13 protein-coding genes are annotated in these 13,896 nt (G+C 66.0%); 3 read left to right on the forward strand and 10 right to left on the reverse strand.

The window, feature by feature from the left end; genetic code table 11:
- Positions 1-103: 103 nt before the first annotated feature.
- Positions 104-2,005: a ribonucleoside-diphosphate reductase subunit alpha gene (locus tag NMP03_RS12800; RefSeq protein ID WP_256505826.1), complete on the reverse strand. Its 1,902-nt coding sequence runs from the start codon at positions 2,003-2,005 to the stop codon at positions 104-106.
- A 433-nt stretch (positions 2,006-2,438) separates the two neighbouring features.
- Between NMP03_RS12800 and NMP03_RS12805 the strand changes: the two genes are divergently transcribed.
- A complete protein-coding gene (locus NMP03_RS12805; protein ID WP_256505827.1) occupies positions 2,439-3,713 on the forward strand; it encodes an MFS transporter in 1,275 nt (424 codons plus the stop codon).
- A gap of 15 nt (positions 3,714-3,728) precedes the next feature.
- On the opposite strand, the gene NMP03_RS12810 is transcribed toward NMP03_RS12805, so the two are convergent.
- The 9 genes from NMP03_RS12810 to NMP03_RS12850 all read right to left on the reverse strand — a co-directional run bounded on the left by NMP03_RS12810 (position 3,729) and on the right by NMP03_RS12850 (position 12,081).
- Entirely contained in the window at positions 3,729-4,316 is a 588-nt protein-coding gene (locus NMP03_RS12810) for a DUF6624 domain-containing protein (protein WP_256505828.1), read from the reverse strand.
- A gap of 67 nt (positions 4,317-4,383) precedes the next feature.
- Positions 4,384-6,066 carry a GMC family oxidoreductase gene (locus tag NMP03_RS12815; protein ID WP_256505830.1) on the reverse strand — a complete coding sequence of 561 codons (1,683 nt, stop codon included), beginning with the start codon at positions 6,064-6,066 and terminating at the stop codon, positions 4,384-4,386.
- 22 nt (positions 6,067-6,088) lie between these two features.
- Entirely contained in the window at positions 6,089-6,925 is an 837-nt protein-coding gene (locus NMP03_RS12820; protein ID WP_256505832.1) for a sugar phosphate isomerase/epimerase family protein, read from the reverse strand.
- A complete protein-coding gene (locus tag NMP03_RS12825) occupies positions 6,922-7,479 on the reverse strand; it encodes a gluconate 2-dehydrogenase subunit 3 family protein (RefSeq protein ID WP_256505833.1) in 558 nt (185 codons plus the stop codon). Before NMP03_RS12825 ends, NMP03_RS12820 begins: the two co-directional genes overlap by 4 nt.
- Entirely contained in the window at positions 7,476-8,306 is an 831-nt protein-coding gene (locus NMP03_RS12830) for a 3-keto-disaccharide hydrolase (protein WP_256505834.1), read from the reverse strand. Before NMP03_RS12830 ends, NMP03_RS12825 begins: the two co-directional genes overlap by 4 nt.
- Before the next feature lie 11 nt (positions 8,307-8,317).
- A complete protein-coding gene (locus NMP03_RS12835) occupies positions 8,318-9,256 on the reverse strand; it encodes a hydroxypyruvate isomerase family protein (RefSeq protein WP_256505835.1) in 939 nt (312 codons plus the stop codon).
- A complete protein-coding gene (locus tag NMP03_RS12840; RefSeq protein ID WP_256505840.1) occupies positions 9,253-10,584 on the reverse strand; it encodes an MFS transporter in 1,332 nt (443 codons plus the stop codon). The genes NMP03_RS12835 and NMP03_RS12840 overlap by 4 nt, the downstream gene beginning before the upstream one ends.
- Before the next feature lie 53 nt (positions 10,585-10,637).
- Positions 10,638-11,681: a sugar phosphate isomerase/epimerase family protein gene (locus NMP03_RS12845; protein ID WP_256505842.1), complete on the reverse strand. Its 1,044-nt coding sequence runs from the start codon at positions 11,679-11,681 to the stop codon at positions 10,638-10,640.
- Between the two features lie 22 nt (positions 11,682-11,703).
- Positions 11,704-12,081, reverse strand: a complete 378-nt coding sequence (locus NMP03_RS12850; protein WP_256505843.1) for a c-type cytochrome — start codon at positions 12,079-12,081, stop codon at positions 11,704-11,706.
- 193 nt (positions 12,082-12,274) lie between these two features.
- Between NMP03_RS12850 and NMP03_RS12855 the strand changes: the two genes are divergently transcribed.
- A complete protein-coding gene (locus tag NMP03_RS12855; protein ID WP_256505845.1) occupies positions 12,275-13,477 on the forward strand; it encodes a Gfo/Idh/MocA family protein in 1,203 nt (400 codons plus the stop codon).
- Complete coding sequence (locus NMP03_RS12860; protein ID WP_256505847.1) at positions 13,474-13,896, forward strand: Dabb family protein; 423 nt, start codon at positions 13,474-13,476, stop codon at positions 13,894-13,896. Before NMP03_RS12855 ends, NMP03_RS12860 begins: the two co-directional genes overlap by 4 nt.

Here is a 13,896-nt window from a genome sequence, read left to right on the forward strand (position 1 = left end):
AACATCGCGGGCGGGCGGTGGTGCGGGGGGTAGCGGCGCAAAGAGAAAACCCCGGCGTCTCGGGCGAGACGCCGGGGTTTTCCTCATGCTCGGTGCGATTGCCTCACTGGCAGGCTAGGCACTCGTCATAATCGGTCGATTCGCCCAGATCGAAGGTCGGCTTGTCGATCGTGTTGTCGGCCTCGACCCCGCCGCTGCCCGCAAAGCCTGCGCGCTGCATCGACTTCGAGCGGAGATAATAGAGCGACTTGATCCCCAATTCCCACGCGCGGAAGTGGAGCATCAGCAAATCCCACTTCTCGACATCGGCGGGAATGAACAGGTTCAGCGACTGCGCCTGGTCGATATAGGGGGTGCGATCGCCCGCGAGCTCGAGCAGCCAGCGCTGGTCGATCTCGAAGCTGGTCTTGAACGCGTCCTTCTCGTCCTGGTTCAGGAAATCGAGATGCTGGACGCTGCCGCCCTTTTCGAGGATCGAATTCCAGATCGCGTCCGAATTCTTCGACTTGGTCGACAGCAATTTTTCGAGATGCGGGTTGCGTACCACGAAGCTGCCCGAGAGCGTCTTGTGGGTATAGATATTGCCCGGGATCGGCTCGATGCACGCGCTGGTGCCGCCGCAGATGATGCTGATCGACGCGGTCGGCGCGATCGCCATCTTGCAGCTGAACCGCTCCATCACGCCCATGTCGGCGGCGTCGGGGCAGGGGCCGCGCTCGATCGCGAGCTGCATCGAGGCTTCGTTCACCTGCGTCGAGACGTGACGGAAGATACGCAGGTTCCACGACTTGGCCATCGCGCCCTCGAACGGCAGGCAGCGTGCCTGCAGGAACGAATGGAAGCCCATGACGCCAAGGCCGACCGAACGCTCGCGCATCGCCGAATAGGCGGCGCGCTCCATGCCGGGCTCGGCGCGGTCGATATAGTCCTGCAGCACATTGTCGAGGAAGCGCATCACGTCCTCGATGAAGCGCTTGTCGCCGTTCCACTCGTCCCAGGTTTCGATGTTGAGCGACGAGAGGCAGCACACCGCGGTGCGGTCGTTGCCGAGGTGATCGCGCCCGGTGGGCAGCGTGATCTCGCTGCAAAGGTTCGAGGTCGAAACCTTGAGCCCCAGGTCGCGATGATGCTTGGGCATCGTCGAATTCACGTGATCGCTGAAGACGATATAGGGCTCGCCGGTCGCGAGGCGAGTCTCGACCAGCTTCTGGAACAGCGAGCGGGCGTCGACCGTCGCGCGGACGCTGCCGTCCTTGGGGCTCTTGAGCTGCCATTCGTCGCCCGCGCGGACGGCTTCCATGAAGGCGTCGGGGATCAGCACGCCGTGGTGCAGGTTGAGCGCCTTGCGGTTGAAGTCGCCGCTGGGTTTGCGGATTTCGAGGAATTCCTCGATTTCGGGATGCGAGACGTCGAGATAGCAGGCAGCCGAACCACGGCGAAGCGAGCCCTGGCTGATCGCCAGCGTCAGCGAATCCATCACGCGCACGAACGGGATGATGCCGCTGGTCTTGCCGTTGAGTCCAACCGGCTCGCCGATGCCGCGGACATTGCCCCAATAGGTGCCGATGCCGCCACCGCGCGAGGCGAGCCAGACATTCTCGTTCCAGGTCTGGACGATGCCCTCTAGGCTGTCAGGGACCGAATTGAGGTAGCAGCTGATCGGCAGCCCGCGCCCGGTGCCGCCGTTCGACAGTACCGGCGTTGCGGGCATGAACCACAGCTTCGAGATATAATCGTAGAGCCGCTGCGCGTGTTCGGCGTCGTCGGCGTAGGCCGAAGCGACACGCACGAAGAGGTCCTGGTAGCTCTCACCCGGCAGCAGATAGCGATCCTTGAGCGTTTCCTTGCCGAAATCGGTCAGCAGCGCGTCGCGCGAATGATCGACCTCGACAGCATAGAGCTGCTTGTCGATCGTGTGCGAGGTGCGCGCCTTGGGGGCGTCGGCGGTTTCGCTGATGGTGTCGGTCGCGGTATCGCTCACGTGCTGATCGTCCCTGAAATCCATGACTGGCCCGTCCCTCGTTCGTGCGGCATGCACCCCTCGATTCGCGGGCGGATACCGATGCTATCATCCAGCGCGGCTGCGCGAGAACAAAAAGTGATCATGTTGCGCCGGAGAGCGGAAGCGAGCCGTGCCACGATATCGGTCTATCGTGCGTCGGATACCATCGCTTGGGCCGTATCCCCGTTGCTACCACTATAGATTGTGCTCAAATCGGGCGAGGCACAAGCCGGTAAATCGGCACCGCGGCGCGGTTCGTCGAATATCCGGGTGCCCCGATGGCCGCCGATCGACCGCGACGCGTGGACCAAGCTGGCGTTCCCCAAAAGCAATAGGGCGACGCGCGCGGGGCAAAAAGATTCATGGGGAGGAATCGCCCGCGCTTGCACGGGGCGGGCATTTCCCGGACGGTGGCGGGCGGTACGACGGGGGAGCGATGATGGACGAGCTTGGACGCAGCACGGTGCGCCGCGTGACGTGGCGGCTGATCCCGCTGCTCGGGCTGCTGTACATGGTCGCCTATATCGACCGCCAGAACGTGTCCTATGCCAAGCTGCAGATGGTCGGCGACCTCGGCATCAGCGAAGCCGCCTATGGGCTGGGCGCGGGGTTGTTCTTCGTCGGCTATTGCCTGTTCGAGGTGCCGAGCAACCTGATCCTGGAGCGCGTCGGTGCGCGGCGTTGGTTCGCGCGGATCATGGCCAGCTGGGGGATCGTCACGCTGCTGCTGGGCTTCACCCAGAGCCCGACGATGTTCTACATCCTGCGCTTCCTGCTGGGGGTGGCCGAGGCGGGGTTCTTTCCCGGCGTGCTCTATGCGCTGACCCTGTGGTTCCCGCAGGCGCATCGCGCGCGCGCGATCGGGCTGTTCATGCTGGCGAGCGCGGTCGCCAATGCGGTGGGCGCGGCGCTGGGCGGGCTGCTGCTCGACCTCGACGGGCTGGGGGGCCTGCGCGGCTGGCAATGGGTGTTCCTGGCGACCGGCGCGCCCGCGCTGCTGCTGGTGCCGGTGGTGCTGCGCTATCTGCCGAGCGGGCCGGACGAGGCGCGCTGGCTGACCCCGGCGCAGAAGACCTGGCTCGCCGAGGTGCTAGAGGCCGAGCGGATCGCCGGCGGGCGCGAGGCGCATGGCAACCCGCTGCGCGCGCTGCTCGACCCCCGCGTGCTGATGCTGAGCGCCGCCTATGTCGGCTTTCCGCTGGCGGCCTATGGCCTGAGCTACTGGCTGCCGACGATCGTCCAGGGGTTCGGGGTGTCGAATACCGTCAACGGGTTCCTCAACGTCATCCCCTGGGTGCTGGTGGGGCTCGCGCTGTGGGCGGTGCCGCGCCACGCCGCGCGCTATGCCGACCAGCGCTGGCATATCGTGGTGCCCGCAATCCTCGGCGGGATTTGCCTGATCGGCAGCGTCGTGGTGCCCGGCGCGGTCGCCAAGTTCGCCTTGCTGTGCATCGCCGCGCCCGCGATCTTCTCGGGCCAACCGGTATTCTGGACGCTGCCGCCACGTTTCCTGACCGGCGCAAGCGCCGCGGCGGGGCTGGCGATCATCAATTCGGTGGGAAATCTGGGCGGCTTCGTCGCGCAGACGGTGGTGCCGCGTATCCGCGACGAGACCGGCAGCGACCTGGCGCCGATGCTGTTCCTGGCGGCATGCCTGTTCGCCGCGGCGGTCGGGGTGCTGGTGGTCGAGCGGCGGCTGCCGCGCGCCTAAAAGCGCTGATTCACCTCACCGCCATCCGACGCGCTGCGCCCATTCCTCCATTCGCTTCCGGCGGCTGGCCAGATCGGCGGGTTTGGCCCCGGCCTCCGTCTGCGCCCGATGGTTCGCGATCGCGGCCGATAACGGCTCCAGCCCGACTTCGGCTCGCCGTCGGTCGACGCCATCGGGATCGTCGATCGGCAAGGGGCTGAACTGCCCATCGTCGTCCCAATCGAATTGCGAGCCGTAGCGCTGAGCGCGTCCTTCGAAGACGCAGACGCGGTCGAACATCATCGCCATTTGCCAAGCCGGCGCCTGTCCTTGCGCGACCGCCGCTTCGAGCAACCCGAGGCAGCGGCGCTGAAAAGGCGGCAGGCCGATGGCATGCTGGGCGATCAGCCACGCGGCTTCGGCCCCGCTTTCGCCCACCCGATCCGCTATGGGCCAGCCGATCGCGTCGATGATGGTTTCCAGCGCCTGCGCATTGGATTCGTGCACGGCCTGCATCTCGGGATGATAGCCGTCGAACAGGCTGCCATCGCTCGCCAGCCGCGTCCTTGTCGCCCGATCATGGGCGGCAAGGGCGATCAGCCGGGATGCCAAAGACTGGTCCATACGCGCGGGCCACTTCCCGGTTTGACCGTCATCCAACCGCCCCCTCGCTCTCGCGAGGGGTGGCATGTCAGATCGTGCCGGCTTTCTTCAGCTTTACCGCATGGTCCACCGCGCGGGCGGTGAGTGCCATGAAGGTGAGCGAGGGGTTAACGCACGATACCGAGGTCATCACCGCGCCGTCGGTGATGAACAGGTTCGCGGCGTCGTGCGCCTGGCCCCATTTGTTGACCACCGACTGGCGCGGATCGGCGCCCATCCGCGCGCCGCCCATTTCGTGGATCGCATCGCCCGGCACATGCTCGCCGCGCCAGCTATGGACGTCGGTGAGGCCCGCCTTGCGCAGCATCTCTTCGCCCTGTTCGCGCGCGTCGGTCATCATCTTCATTTCATTGTCGCGGAAGGTGACGTCGAAGCGCACCAGCGGCATGCCGAAGCGGTCGACCTTGTCGGGGTGCAGGCTGATGCGGTTGTCCTCATAGGGCAGGCATTCGCCGAACGCGGTCATGCCGAAGCTCCACGGCGCATAGCCGCGCATCCCCTGCTTCATCGATTCGCCGAAACCGACCGGATACATCGGGCTGCGCTGCGCGCTCCCCTGATAGCCATAGCCGCGCTTGAAGCCGACGCCCTCTTGGCCGCCGACGTTGCGGAAGCGCGGGATATAGACGCCGCCGGGGCGACGGCCATATTCGATGAACTCGGTCATGCCGGGGATCTTGCCGCTAACACCGACGCGGAAGATGTGATCCATCACATAGCGGCCGAGCGTGCCGCTGGTGTCGAACACGCTCTTGGTCGAACCAGCAGCGCGGGTGTTCAGCATGATCTGCGTCGATGCCATCGCCGAAGCGCACATGAAAACGAGGCCGGCGGGGATGATCTCGGCCTGGTTGGTCTGGGTGTCGACCACGCGAACCCCGGTGACGCGCTTTCGCGTGGCGTCATATTCGAGGTTGGTGACCATCGCATTGGCGCGAAGCGTCAACCGGCCGGTCGCGCGCGCCGCGGGCAGCGTGACCGCCTGGGTCGAGAAATAGGCGCCGAACGAGCAGCCGCGACCGCATTGGTTGCGATACTGGCATTTGGTGCGGCCCTGCTCGGGCTTGTCCTCGGTCATGTTCGACAGCCGGGTGTTGATGAGCTTGCGCCCCGGCGACGTCGTCTCGAGCCGCTGCTTGAGCCATTTCTCGGCGACGTTCATCTGCATCGGCGGCTGGAACACGCTGTCGGCCAGCTGGGGCAGATTCTCGCGCGAGCCCGAGACGCCGATATATTTCTCGACATAGTCGTACCAGGGCGCGACGTCGTCATAGCGGATCGGCCAGTCGATCGCGACATTCTCGCGCTTGTTGGCCTCGAAATCCTCGGGGCTCCAGCGGAAGCTCCAGCGCCCCCAGATCAGCGACTTGCCGCCGACCGCACCGGGGCGGATCCAGTAGAATTTGTCCCCCTCGTCATAGGCATAGGGGTTCAGCCGGTCGTTATTGTAATATTTCTGCGTGCTCGGCGCGACATAGCCGTGCTTGGCGATGAAATAGTCGCTCTGGATCAGCTTGGCGGGCATCGCGTCGCGCGCGGGGATTTCGAAGGCCGGCTTGCCGTCGTAATCATAGTCCTCGCCGTGCTCGACCATGACGCCGCGGTCGAGCATCAGGACGCGAAGTCCCTTTTCGGTCAGTTCCTTCGCCGCCCAACCGCCGCTCACCCCGGAGCCGATGACGATCGCGTCGAACTTGTCGGTCGCTTGCATGTGGAAATCCTCGAATACAGGGTCAGGCGCGCAGGCGGCTGAGCGTCTGGAAGCTGGTGGTGATGTCGGGCAGATAGGGCGCGGGCGACTGGTCGTTCTCGACATAGAAATGCCGCACGCCGGCGACGGCGTTGAGCGTGAAGATGTCGGCGAAGTCGATCGTGCCCTTGCCAACGCTGGTCATCTTGCCGTCGGCGGTGCGATCCTTGACATGATAGGCATAGATGCGGCCGGGCATGCTGCGGATCAGCGCCTTGGGATCGACCCCCGCGGCGATCGTCCAGAACAAGTCGAGCTCGATCTTCACCAGCGCCGGATCGGTATCGGCGATCAGCCGCTCGTACAGGCTGCGCCCTTCGGGCTTGAGCGTGAATTCGAAGTCATGGTTGTGATAAGCGAAATCGAGCCCCTGCTTCTTGAGCCGTTCGGCGAAGCGGCTGAAATCGGCGATCGCCTTGGTGAAGACCGGGAGCGTGCGATTGGGCTCGGTCATGTAAGGCAGGATGATGGTGTCGGCACCGAGCGTTTTGGCCATCTTCACCGCGCCGTCGAAATCGGCGAGCAGCATTTCATAGGGCACGTGGATCGAGGGTGCGCTGAGCCCCAACCGGTCCATCGTCCGGCGAAGCGCGGTATGGTCCATCTTGTCATAGCCGCCGCCGCCGAATTCGACCTCGCGATAGCCGATCCTGGCGATCTTCTCGAGCGTGCCCATCGGATCGGGGCCGAACAATTCGCGCACGGTGTAGAGCTGCAGGCCGATCGGTCGGGCGCGGCGCTGCGCGAAGGCGGGGCCGGCGGCGGCGAGCGCGGTGAGCGCGGCGCCGGTGCCGAGGATCTGGCGGCGGTTCAGGTTCATGCCGAAAAGACCTTTGTGCCATTGGTGTAGCGGTGCGCGCCGTCATAGCGGCCGGGCACCGGCAGATATTCGCGTTCCTGCATGATGCCGATTTCGGAGGTGAAATAGCCGGTGACGACGAGCTGGCGGAACTTCTCGAAGAAATCCTTTCCGCCGGGCAGCTGGTCGTTCATCGCCAGCGTCAGCAGCGCGTCGTGCTGCGCCGCGCTCGCCTTCGATCCCGCGAGCTTGTAATCGCTGCGGCTGCGCGCATCGATCGCGTCGAGCCCGGCGACGATCGGCACGCGATCCTCGGGCAACGCCCAGTCGGCGAGCAGCTTTTCGATGAACTGCGGCACCTCGGCGGCGATCGCGCCGGGGGTGTCGGTGGTCGGCATGATGCGTTCGCTGAGCGCGGTCATCAGCGCGCGCTGTTCGGCGGTGAAGACCGCCGTCGTCGCCGCACCATCGCTGATCGGCACCACTTGCCCCGCCGCGGCGCGCGCGATCGGGGCGAACAGCGCGGTACCGAACATCGCCGCCATTCCGGCGAGCGCATTTCTGCGGTCGATCATTTCACGGCTCCTTGAAAGTCATGGCTGAGTGCTGCCTCGGGCAGCGGGCGCACCCAGATGTTGCGGAAAGAAACGGGCGAATCATGGTCCTGCAGCTGGATCGGCGCGGCATCGCCATGCGCTTCGTATTTGCCGACCTGGCGCCAGACGGTGGTGCCGAGCCAGGGCTGGCGATGCTGGACCAGCACGCCGTTGAGGAAGGCGGTGATGTAGGCGGGGCGCAGCAGCTTGCCGCCGTCGCCGAAGCGCGGGCGTTCGAACACCACGTCGTAGCTCTGCCATTCGCCGGGCTTGCGCGAGGCGTTCACCAGCGGCGGCTTCCAGGCATAGATCGCGCCGACGGTGCCGTCGGCATAAGTGGGGTTCTGATAGCCGTCGAGGATCTGGATCTCGTAGCGCTGCATGAACCAGATGCCGCTGTTGCCGCGGTCCTGCGAGCTCTTGGTCGGCGGGGTCGGGCTGCGGAATTCGAGATGGAGCTGGACGTCGCCGAAGCTCTGCTTGGTGCTGAGCGAACTGTCCTTGCCGCCGACGCGCGCGGGGACGGTGAAAATGCCGCCCTCGACCTTCCACGGCGTGCCTTGCGCGGTCCAGGCATCGAGCGAGGACCCGTCGAATAGGACGATCGCGTCCGAAGGCGCCGCACCCGCGGTGGGGGCGGGGGTCACGACGGTGGGCGCGGGGCGTTCCGAATCATGGACGTGCCACTGGCCACCGGGCAGCATCGGGGTGTCGCGAAAGCCGGGCTTTTCCGGCGCCTTGTCCTGCGCCACGCCGATGCCCCCAAGCGACGCCAGCGCGCCGATCGTCAAGATGGTCCGTTTCACGCTTCTTCCCCTCATGCAGCGTCGATCGCGCGATAGGCGGCGACCAGCCGGTCCTCGCCCGCGCGGCCCTCGACCGAATTGCCATGTTCCATCCCGATCACCCCGCCGAAGCGCTTGGCGCGCAGCCAGCGCACCACGTTCTGGTAGTTGATCTCGCCCGATCCGGGCTCGTTGCGCCCCGGATTATCGCCGAACTGGATATAGCCGATCTCGTTCCAGCAGGCGCCCAGCGTATTGATGAGGTTCCCCGCCTGAATCTGCTCGTGATACAGGTCGGCGAGCACCTTGATCGCCGGGCTATTTATCGCGCGTGCAACCGCGAAGCCCTGCGGGATCGTCGTCATGAAGACGCCGGGATGATTCACCAGCGTGTTGAGCGGCTCCATCACCATGGTGATGTTGTGCGGCGCATAGAGGTCGGCGGCGCGGCGGAGCACGTCGATCACGCGCGCGGTCTGTAGTTCGATCGGCAGCCTGCGATCGACGAAGCCGGTGACGATCGTCGCATGCCGGGCATCGAGCCGCTTGGCGACGTCGACCGACGCGCGGATGTCGGCAAGGAAGCGATCGCGATCGGCATCGTCGTTGCCGCCGAGCACCGGGCGGAAATCGGCCCAGCGCGGCATGCTGGCGACGAACACCCCCATCGTCATCCCGCGCTGCCGAAGCGCGCGCGCCATCGCATTCTGGTCGGCGACGCTGCGGCCGGCGGCTTCATTGTCTTCCCAGGCGGTGAAGCCTTGGTCGGCGGCATAGGCGATCTGTTCGAGCCGGTTGCCGCGGCTTTTGAAGCTGCCTTCATGCGGCGCGTATTTCAGCGAGAAGGTCGCGCGGTTCTGGCCCCCGCGGATACCGCTGCCACCACCGATGCCGCTGCCGACGGCGGCAGCGCCGGCGCCCGCCGCGCCGATCGCGCCCGCCGCCAGCACCGATCGGCGCGACAGCTTCATGCAGCCTCGCCCGCCAGCTGCGCGCGCGACTTGCCGCGTTCGCGCAGCCAAATGACGCCGAACACCGCGAGCAGGATCAGCGGCAGGATCGCCAGCCGCTGGAACGACAGCGACGCGGCGGCATCCTCGACCGCGAGCTTGGCCGCGCCGGTGAGCGAGGCGAAGGCGGCGGGGCCGCCGGCGAACTCGATCTTGGCCTCATCGAACATCGCGCCGAGCTGCGGCAGCACGAAGAAGCTCGCCATCGCGCCCGCCGATCCAACCAGCCCCATCGCCCAGGATCCGCCGCGCGGATAGCGCTCGGCGACCGAGGCGAGCATCGTCGGCCACATCACGCAGACGCCCAAGCCCCAGACCGTCGAGGCGATGATCGCCGCGATCGGCGACTGCGCCTGGCTGAGCATGAACAGCCCGACCGCGGCGAGCAGGCTCGACACCCACAACAGGCCGGGGTTCGAGATCTTGTTCGCGAGCCGGCCGGCGAAGTGGCGGAAGACGAACATCAGCGCGTTGACATAGACCAGCAGCAGGATGCCGCGCATGCCAACGCGGTTGCTGAGCGCGACGTCGATCCACTGGCCGGGCGCGAGCTCGGATGCGGCGGTCAGGAACATCGCGCCGAACCAGATGAAGAAGCTGGGGCGGCGGAACACCTCGCCCAGCATCTCGCCGAAGCCGACGCCGGTTTCCTCGCGCAGCGCCGGCGGGAAGGTGGTGGTGGCGGCGATCACGATCGTCGCGATCGCGGGGATCAGTACCAGCGCCATGATCCCCTGCCAGGGCAGCGTATCGGCGAGGAAGAAGCCCGCGAGCCCGCCGACGATGATGCCGCCGGGGAACCAGGCGTGGAGCACGTTCAATCGGTGCGTCGTGTCCTCGGGATAGAGCTGCGCGGTGAGCGGGTTGATCGCGGCTTCGGTGAGCCCCCAGCCGATCCCGCTGACCAGCATGCCGAACCACACGAAATGATAGATGTTCATGCCCGTGGCGAGATCGCCCGCGAACACGATCGCGAGCGGGCCGAGGACGAAGCAAAGCCCCGCGCCGAGCAGGCAGCGCTTCATCCCGATCTGGTCAAGGAGGGTGGAGGCGACGAACACCGTGATCGCGAAGCTCAGGAACGCCGCGCCGAGCGCGGCGGCGAGCAGTTCGCCCGCCTGCAACGGCGCGATCGGATCGATCCATTCGGCCTTGAGCCCGCTGGCGATCGCGCCGCGGATGCCGAGGCTCGACGCCGCGGTGAACAGCGCCAGCACCCCCAGCCAGAACAGCCGGCTCTTGTTGACGCCCTGGACGCCCGGCATTGCGGCGCTCGCTTTGCTACTCACGCACCCACCCCCTGATTATTGTTATTGTCTTACAAGCTGAGCGGCGCCGCGGCTCAGGTCAAGCCCAACATCGCACGATTGAGCGCAGGGTCGCCGCCGCCGGCGAAATCGTCGAACGCGCCCTCGGCCTTGCGGATCATATGCGCCTCGATGAAGGGCGCGCCTTCGCGGGCACCGTCCTCGGGATGCTTGAGGCAGCATTCCCATTCGAGCACCGCCCAGCCGGCATAGCCATATTGCGTGAGCTTCGAGAAGATCCCGCCGAAATCGACCTGCCCGTCGCCGAGCGAGCGGAAGCGGCCGGGGCGATCGACCCAGTCCTGGAAGCCGCCATAGACCCCCGAGCGACCATTGGGATTGAGCTCGGCGTCCTTGACGTGGAACATCCGGATTCGCTCGTGGTAGAAATCGATGAACTGCAGATAGTCGAGTGATTGCAGCACATAATGGCTGGGGTCGTAAAGGATGTTGGCGCGCGGGTGGTTGTCGACGCCCGCCAGGAAGCGTTCGAAGGTGACGCCGTCGTGCAGGTCTTCGCCCGGGTGGATTTCATAGGCGAGGTCGATCCCCTCCTCCTCGTACACATCGAGGATCGGGCGCCAGCGCTTGGCGAGTTCGGCAAAAGCCTCCTCGACCAGCCCGGCGGGGCGCGGTGGCCAAGGGTAGAGATAGGGCCAGGCGAGCGCGCCCGAGAAGGTGGCGGCGGCGTTCAGCCCCAGCCTGCGGCTGGCGCGCGCGGCGAGCTTGACCTGCTCGACCGCCCAGGCTTGGCGCTCGACCGGCTTGCCATGGAGTTCCGGCGGCGCAAAGGCGTCAAAGGCGACGTCATAGGCGGGATGCACCGCGACCAGCTGACCCTGTAGATGCGTCGACAGCTCGGTGATCTCGACGCCAGCCTCGCGGCAGGTGCCCGCCAGCTCGTCGCAATAATCCTGGCTTTCGGCGGCCTTGGCGAGATCGATGCAGCGGCTGTCCCAGGTCGGAATCTGCACCCCGACATAGCCGGCATCGGCCATCCAGCGCGCAGCCGTGCCAAGTGTGTCGAACGGTGCGCTGTCACCCATGAACTGCGCAAGGAAAACCGCTGGTCCCTTCATCGCCAAAATCTCCTGAACTCAATTATTTGCTGGTTTCGCGCTTCAGATAGGCGATCAACGCGGCGCGCTTGGCAGCGTCGGGAACTTTGACCATCATCCGCGTCCCCGGAACCCGCTTGGTGGGCGCTACGAGATATTCGCTGAGCGTCTTGTCGTCCCAGCGGATCTTCGATGCCTTGAGCGCAGGACTGTAGCTGAAGCCGGTCGCGGCGGCCGCCTGGCGCCCGAACAGCCCGTGCAGATTGGGGCCGGCACCGTTGCGGCCGCCCTTGTTGAGCGTGTGACACGCACGGCAGGTGTTGAAGACCTGCGCGCCGGCATCGGCATTTTGCGCCGCGGCGGGCGTGGCGGCAATCGACAGGGCGGCTGGAACCAGCATCGCCGTAAACAATAATTTCATGAACCTCTCCGGTCTTATTATGATCGGTTGCCGGCCTGTAACCGGTTCAACGCAGCATGCGCAAGCCATCGCAAGGGCTTGCATTCGAATGCAGTAACGGCATCGTGCCTGACTGAACGCTTAATAGCGTCGCTACGGCAATGGGCTCGCGGCATGGCGATCGGCGAGCCCGCGAATATGGGAGAGGTTGCGAATGACGGCATCGGCATCGAGGCTGCGATACGGGATGGTTGGCGGCGGCGAGGGCGCGTTCATCGGTGCGGTGCATCGGATGGCGGCTGCGCTCGACGGCGAATGCGCGCTGGTTTGCGGCGCGTTCAGCAGCGATGGCGAGCGCAATGCGCGCAGCGCTGCCGCGCTCGGGATAGAGCCCGCGCGCGCTTATGGCTCGCTCGAGGCGCTGCTGGCGGGCGAGGCGGCGTTGCCGGCGGAGGAGCGGATGCAGGCGTTGGCGATCGTCACGCCCAACCACCTGCACGCGCCGATGGCGATCGCCGCGCTCGACGCCGGGTTCGACGTGATGTCTGAAAAGCCGATGGCGCTGAACCTCGACGAGGCGCTGGCGATCGCCGAGGCTGTCGAACGGTCGGGCCGGCTGTACGGGCTGGCCTTCACCTATAGCGGCTATCCCCTGGTCGAGGAGGCGCGGGTGCGCGTCGCGCGCGGCGATCTGGGCGCGATCCGGCTGGTGCAGGTCGAATATTCGCAAGGGTGGCTGAGTCAGCCGATCGATGCGGGCGGCAACAAGCAGGCCGAATGGCGCACCGATCCGGCGCGTGCGGGGCTCGGCGGCTGCCTGGGCGACATCGGCACGCATGCCTTCCAGCTCGCCGAGCATGTCTCGGGCCTGAGCGTCGAGGAATTGAGCGCCGACCTGACGATCCATGTTCCCGGGCGGCGGCTCGACGACGATGTCTCGGCGCTGCTGCGCTTTGAAGGCGGCGCGCGCGGCACGCTCAAGGCGAGCCAGGTCGCCGCGGGCGACGAGAATGGGTTGCGGCTGCGGGTGCATGGCGAGAAGGGCGGGCTCGACTGGTCGCAGCAGGAGCCCAATACGCTGACGCTGCGCTGGCTCGACCGCCCCGCCGAGATCGTGCGGGCAGCGGGACCGGGGCTCGATGCGCTCACCACCGCGCGGCTGCGGACGCCATCGGGGCACCCCGAGGGCTATATCGAGGCGTTCGCGAACCTGTATCGCAGCTTTGCCAAGACGGTGAAGGCGGGCACGGCGGTGCCCGCGATCGGCACCGCCGACTGGTTTCCGGGGATCGACGACGGGCTGCGCACGATGACCTTCGTCGAGGCGATGATCGAAAACAGCGCGGGCGACGCCAAATGGACGCGGCTTGCCGATGTCCTGGCCGCGCGGCGGAACACCAAGGGAGAAGCTGCATGAACGCGTCGAAATCGGGCCGATCGAAGCTGGGTTGGGCAATTGCCGGGATCGTGCTGTCGTCGCTGCTGGTAGCTTCGCCCGCGCGTGCGCAGACGCCGCGCGAGGGGCGGTTCGTGCATCACGTCTTCTTCTGGCTCAAGAATACCGACAGCGCCGCCGATCGCGCCAAATTGATCGCCGCGCTGGAAAAGCTGTCGGCGGTGAAGACGATCCGCAGCTATCAGATCGGCGAACCCGCCCCTACGCGGCGCGAGGTGATCGACAGTTCGTATTCGGTGTCCTGGACGCTGTTCTTCGACAGCAAAGCCGATCAGGATTCGTATCAGGACGACCCAATCCATGTGGAGTTCGTCGAGGAGAATGCGGCGCTGTGGGACCGGGTGCAGGTGTACGATACCGTGCCGGTGACCGCGAACTAA

Source organism: Sphingomonas qomolangmaensis (assembly GCF_024496245.1).
Lineage (GTDB): Bacteria > Pseudomonadota > Alphaproteobacteria > Sphingomonadales > Sphingomonadaceae > Sphingomonas > Sphingomonas qomolangmaensis.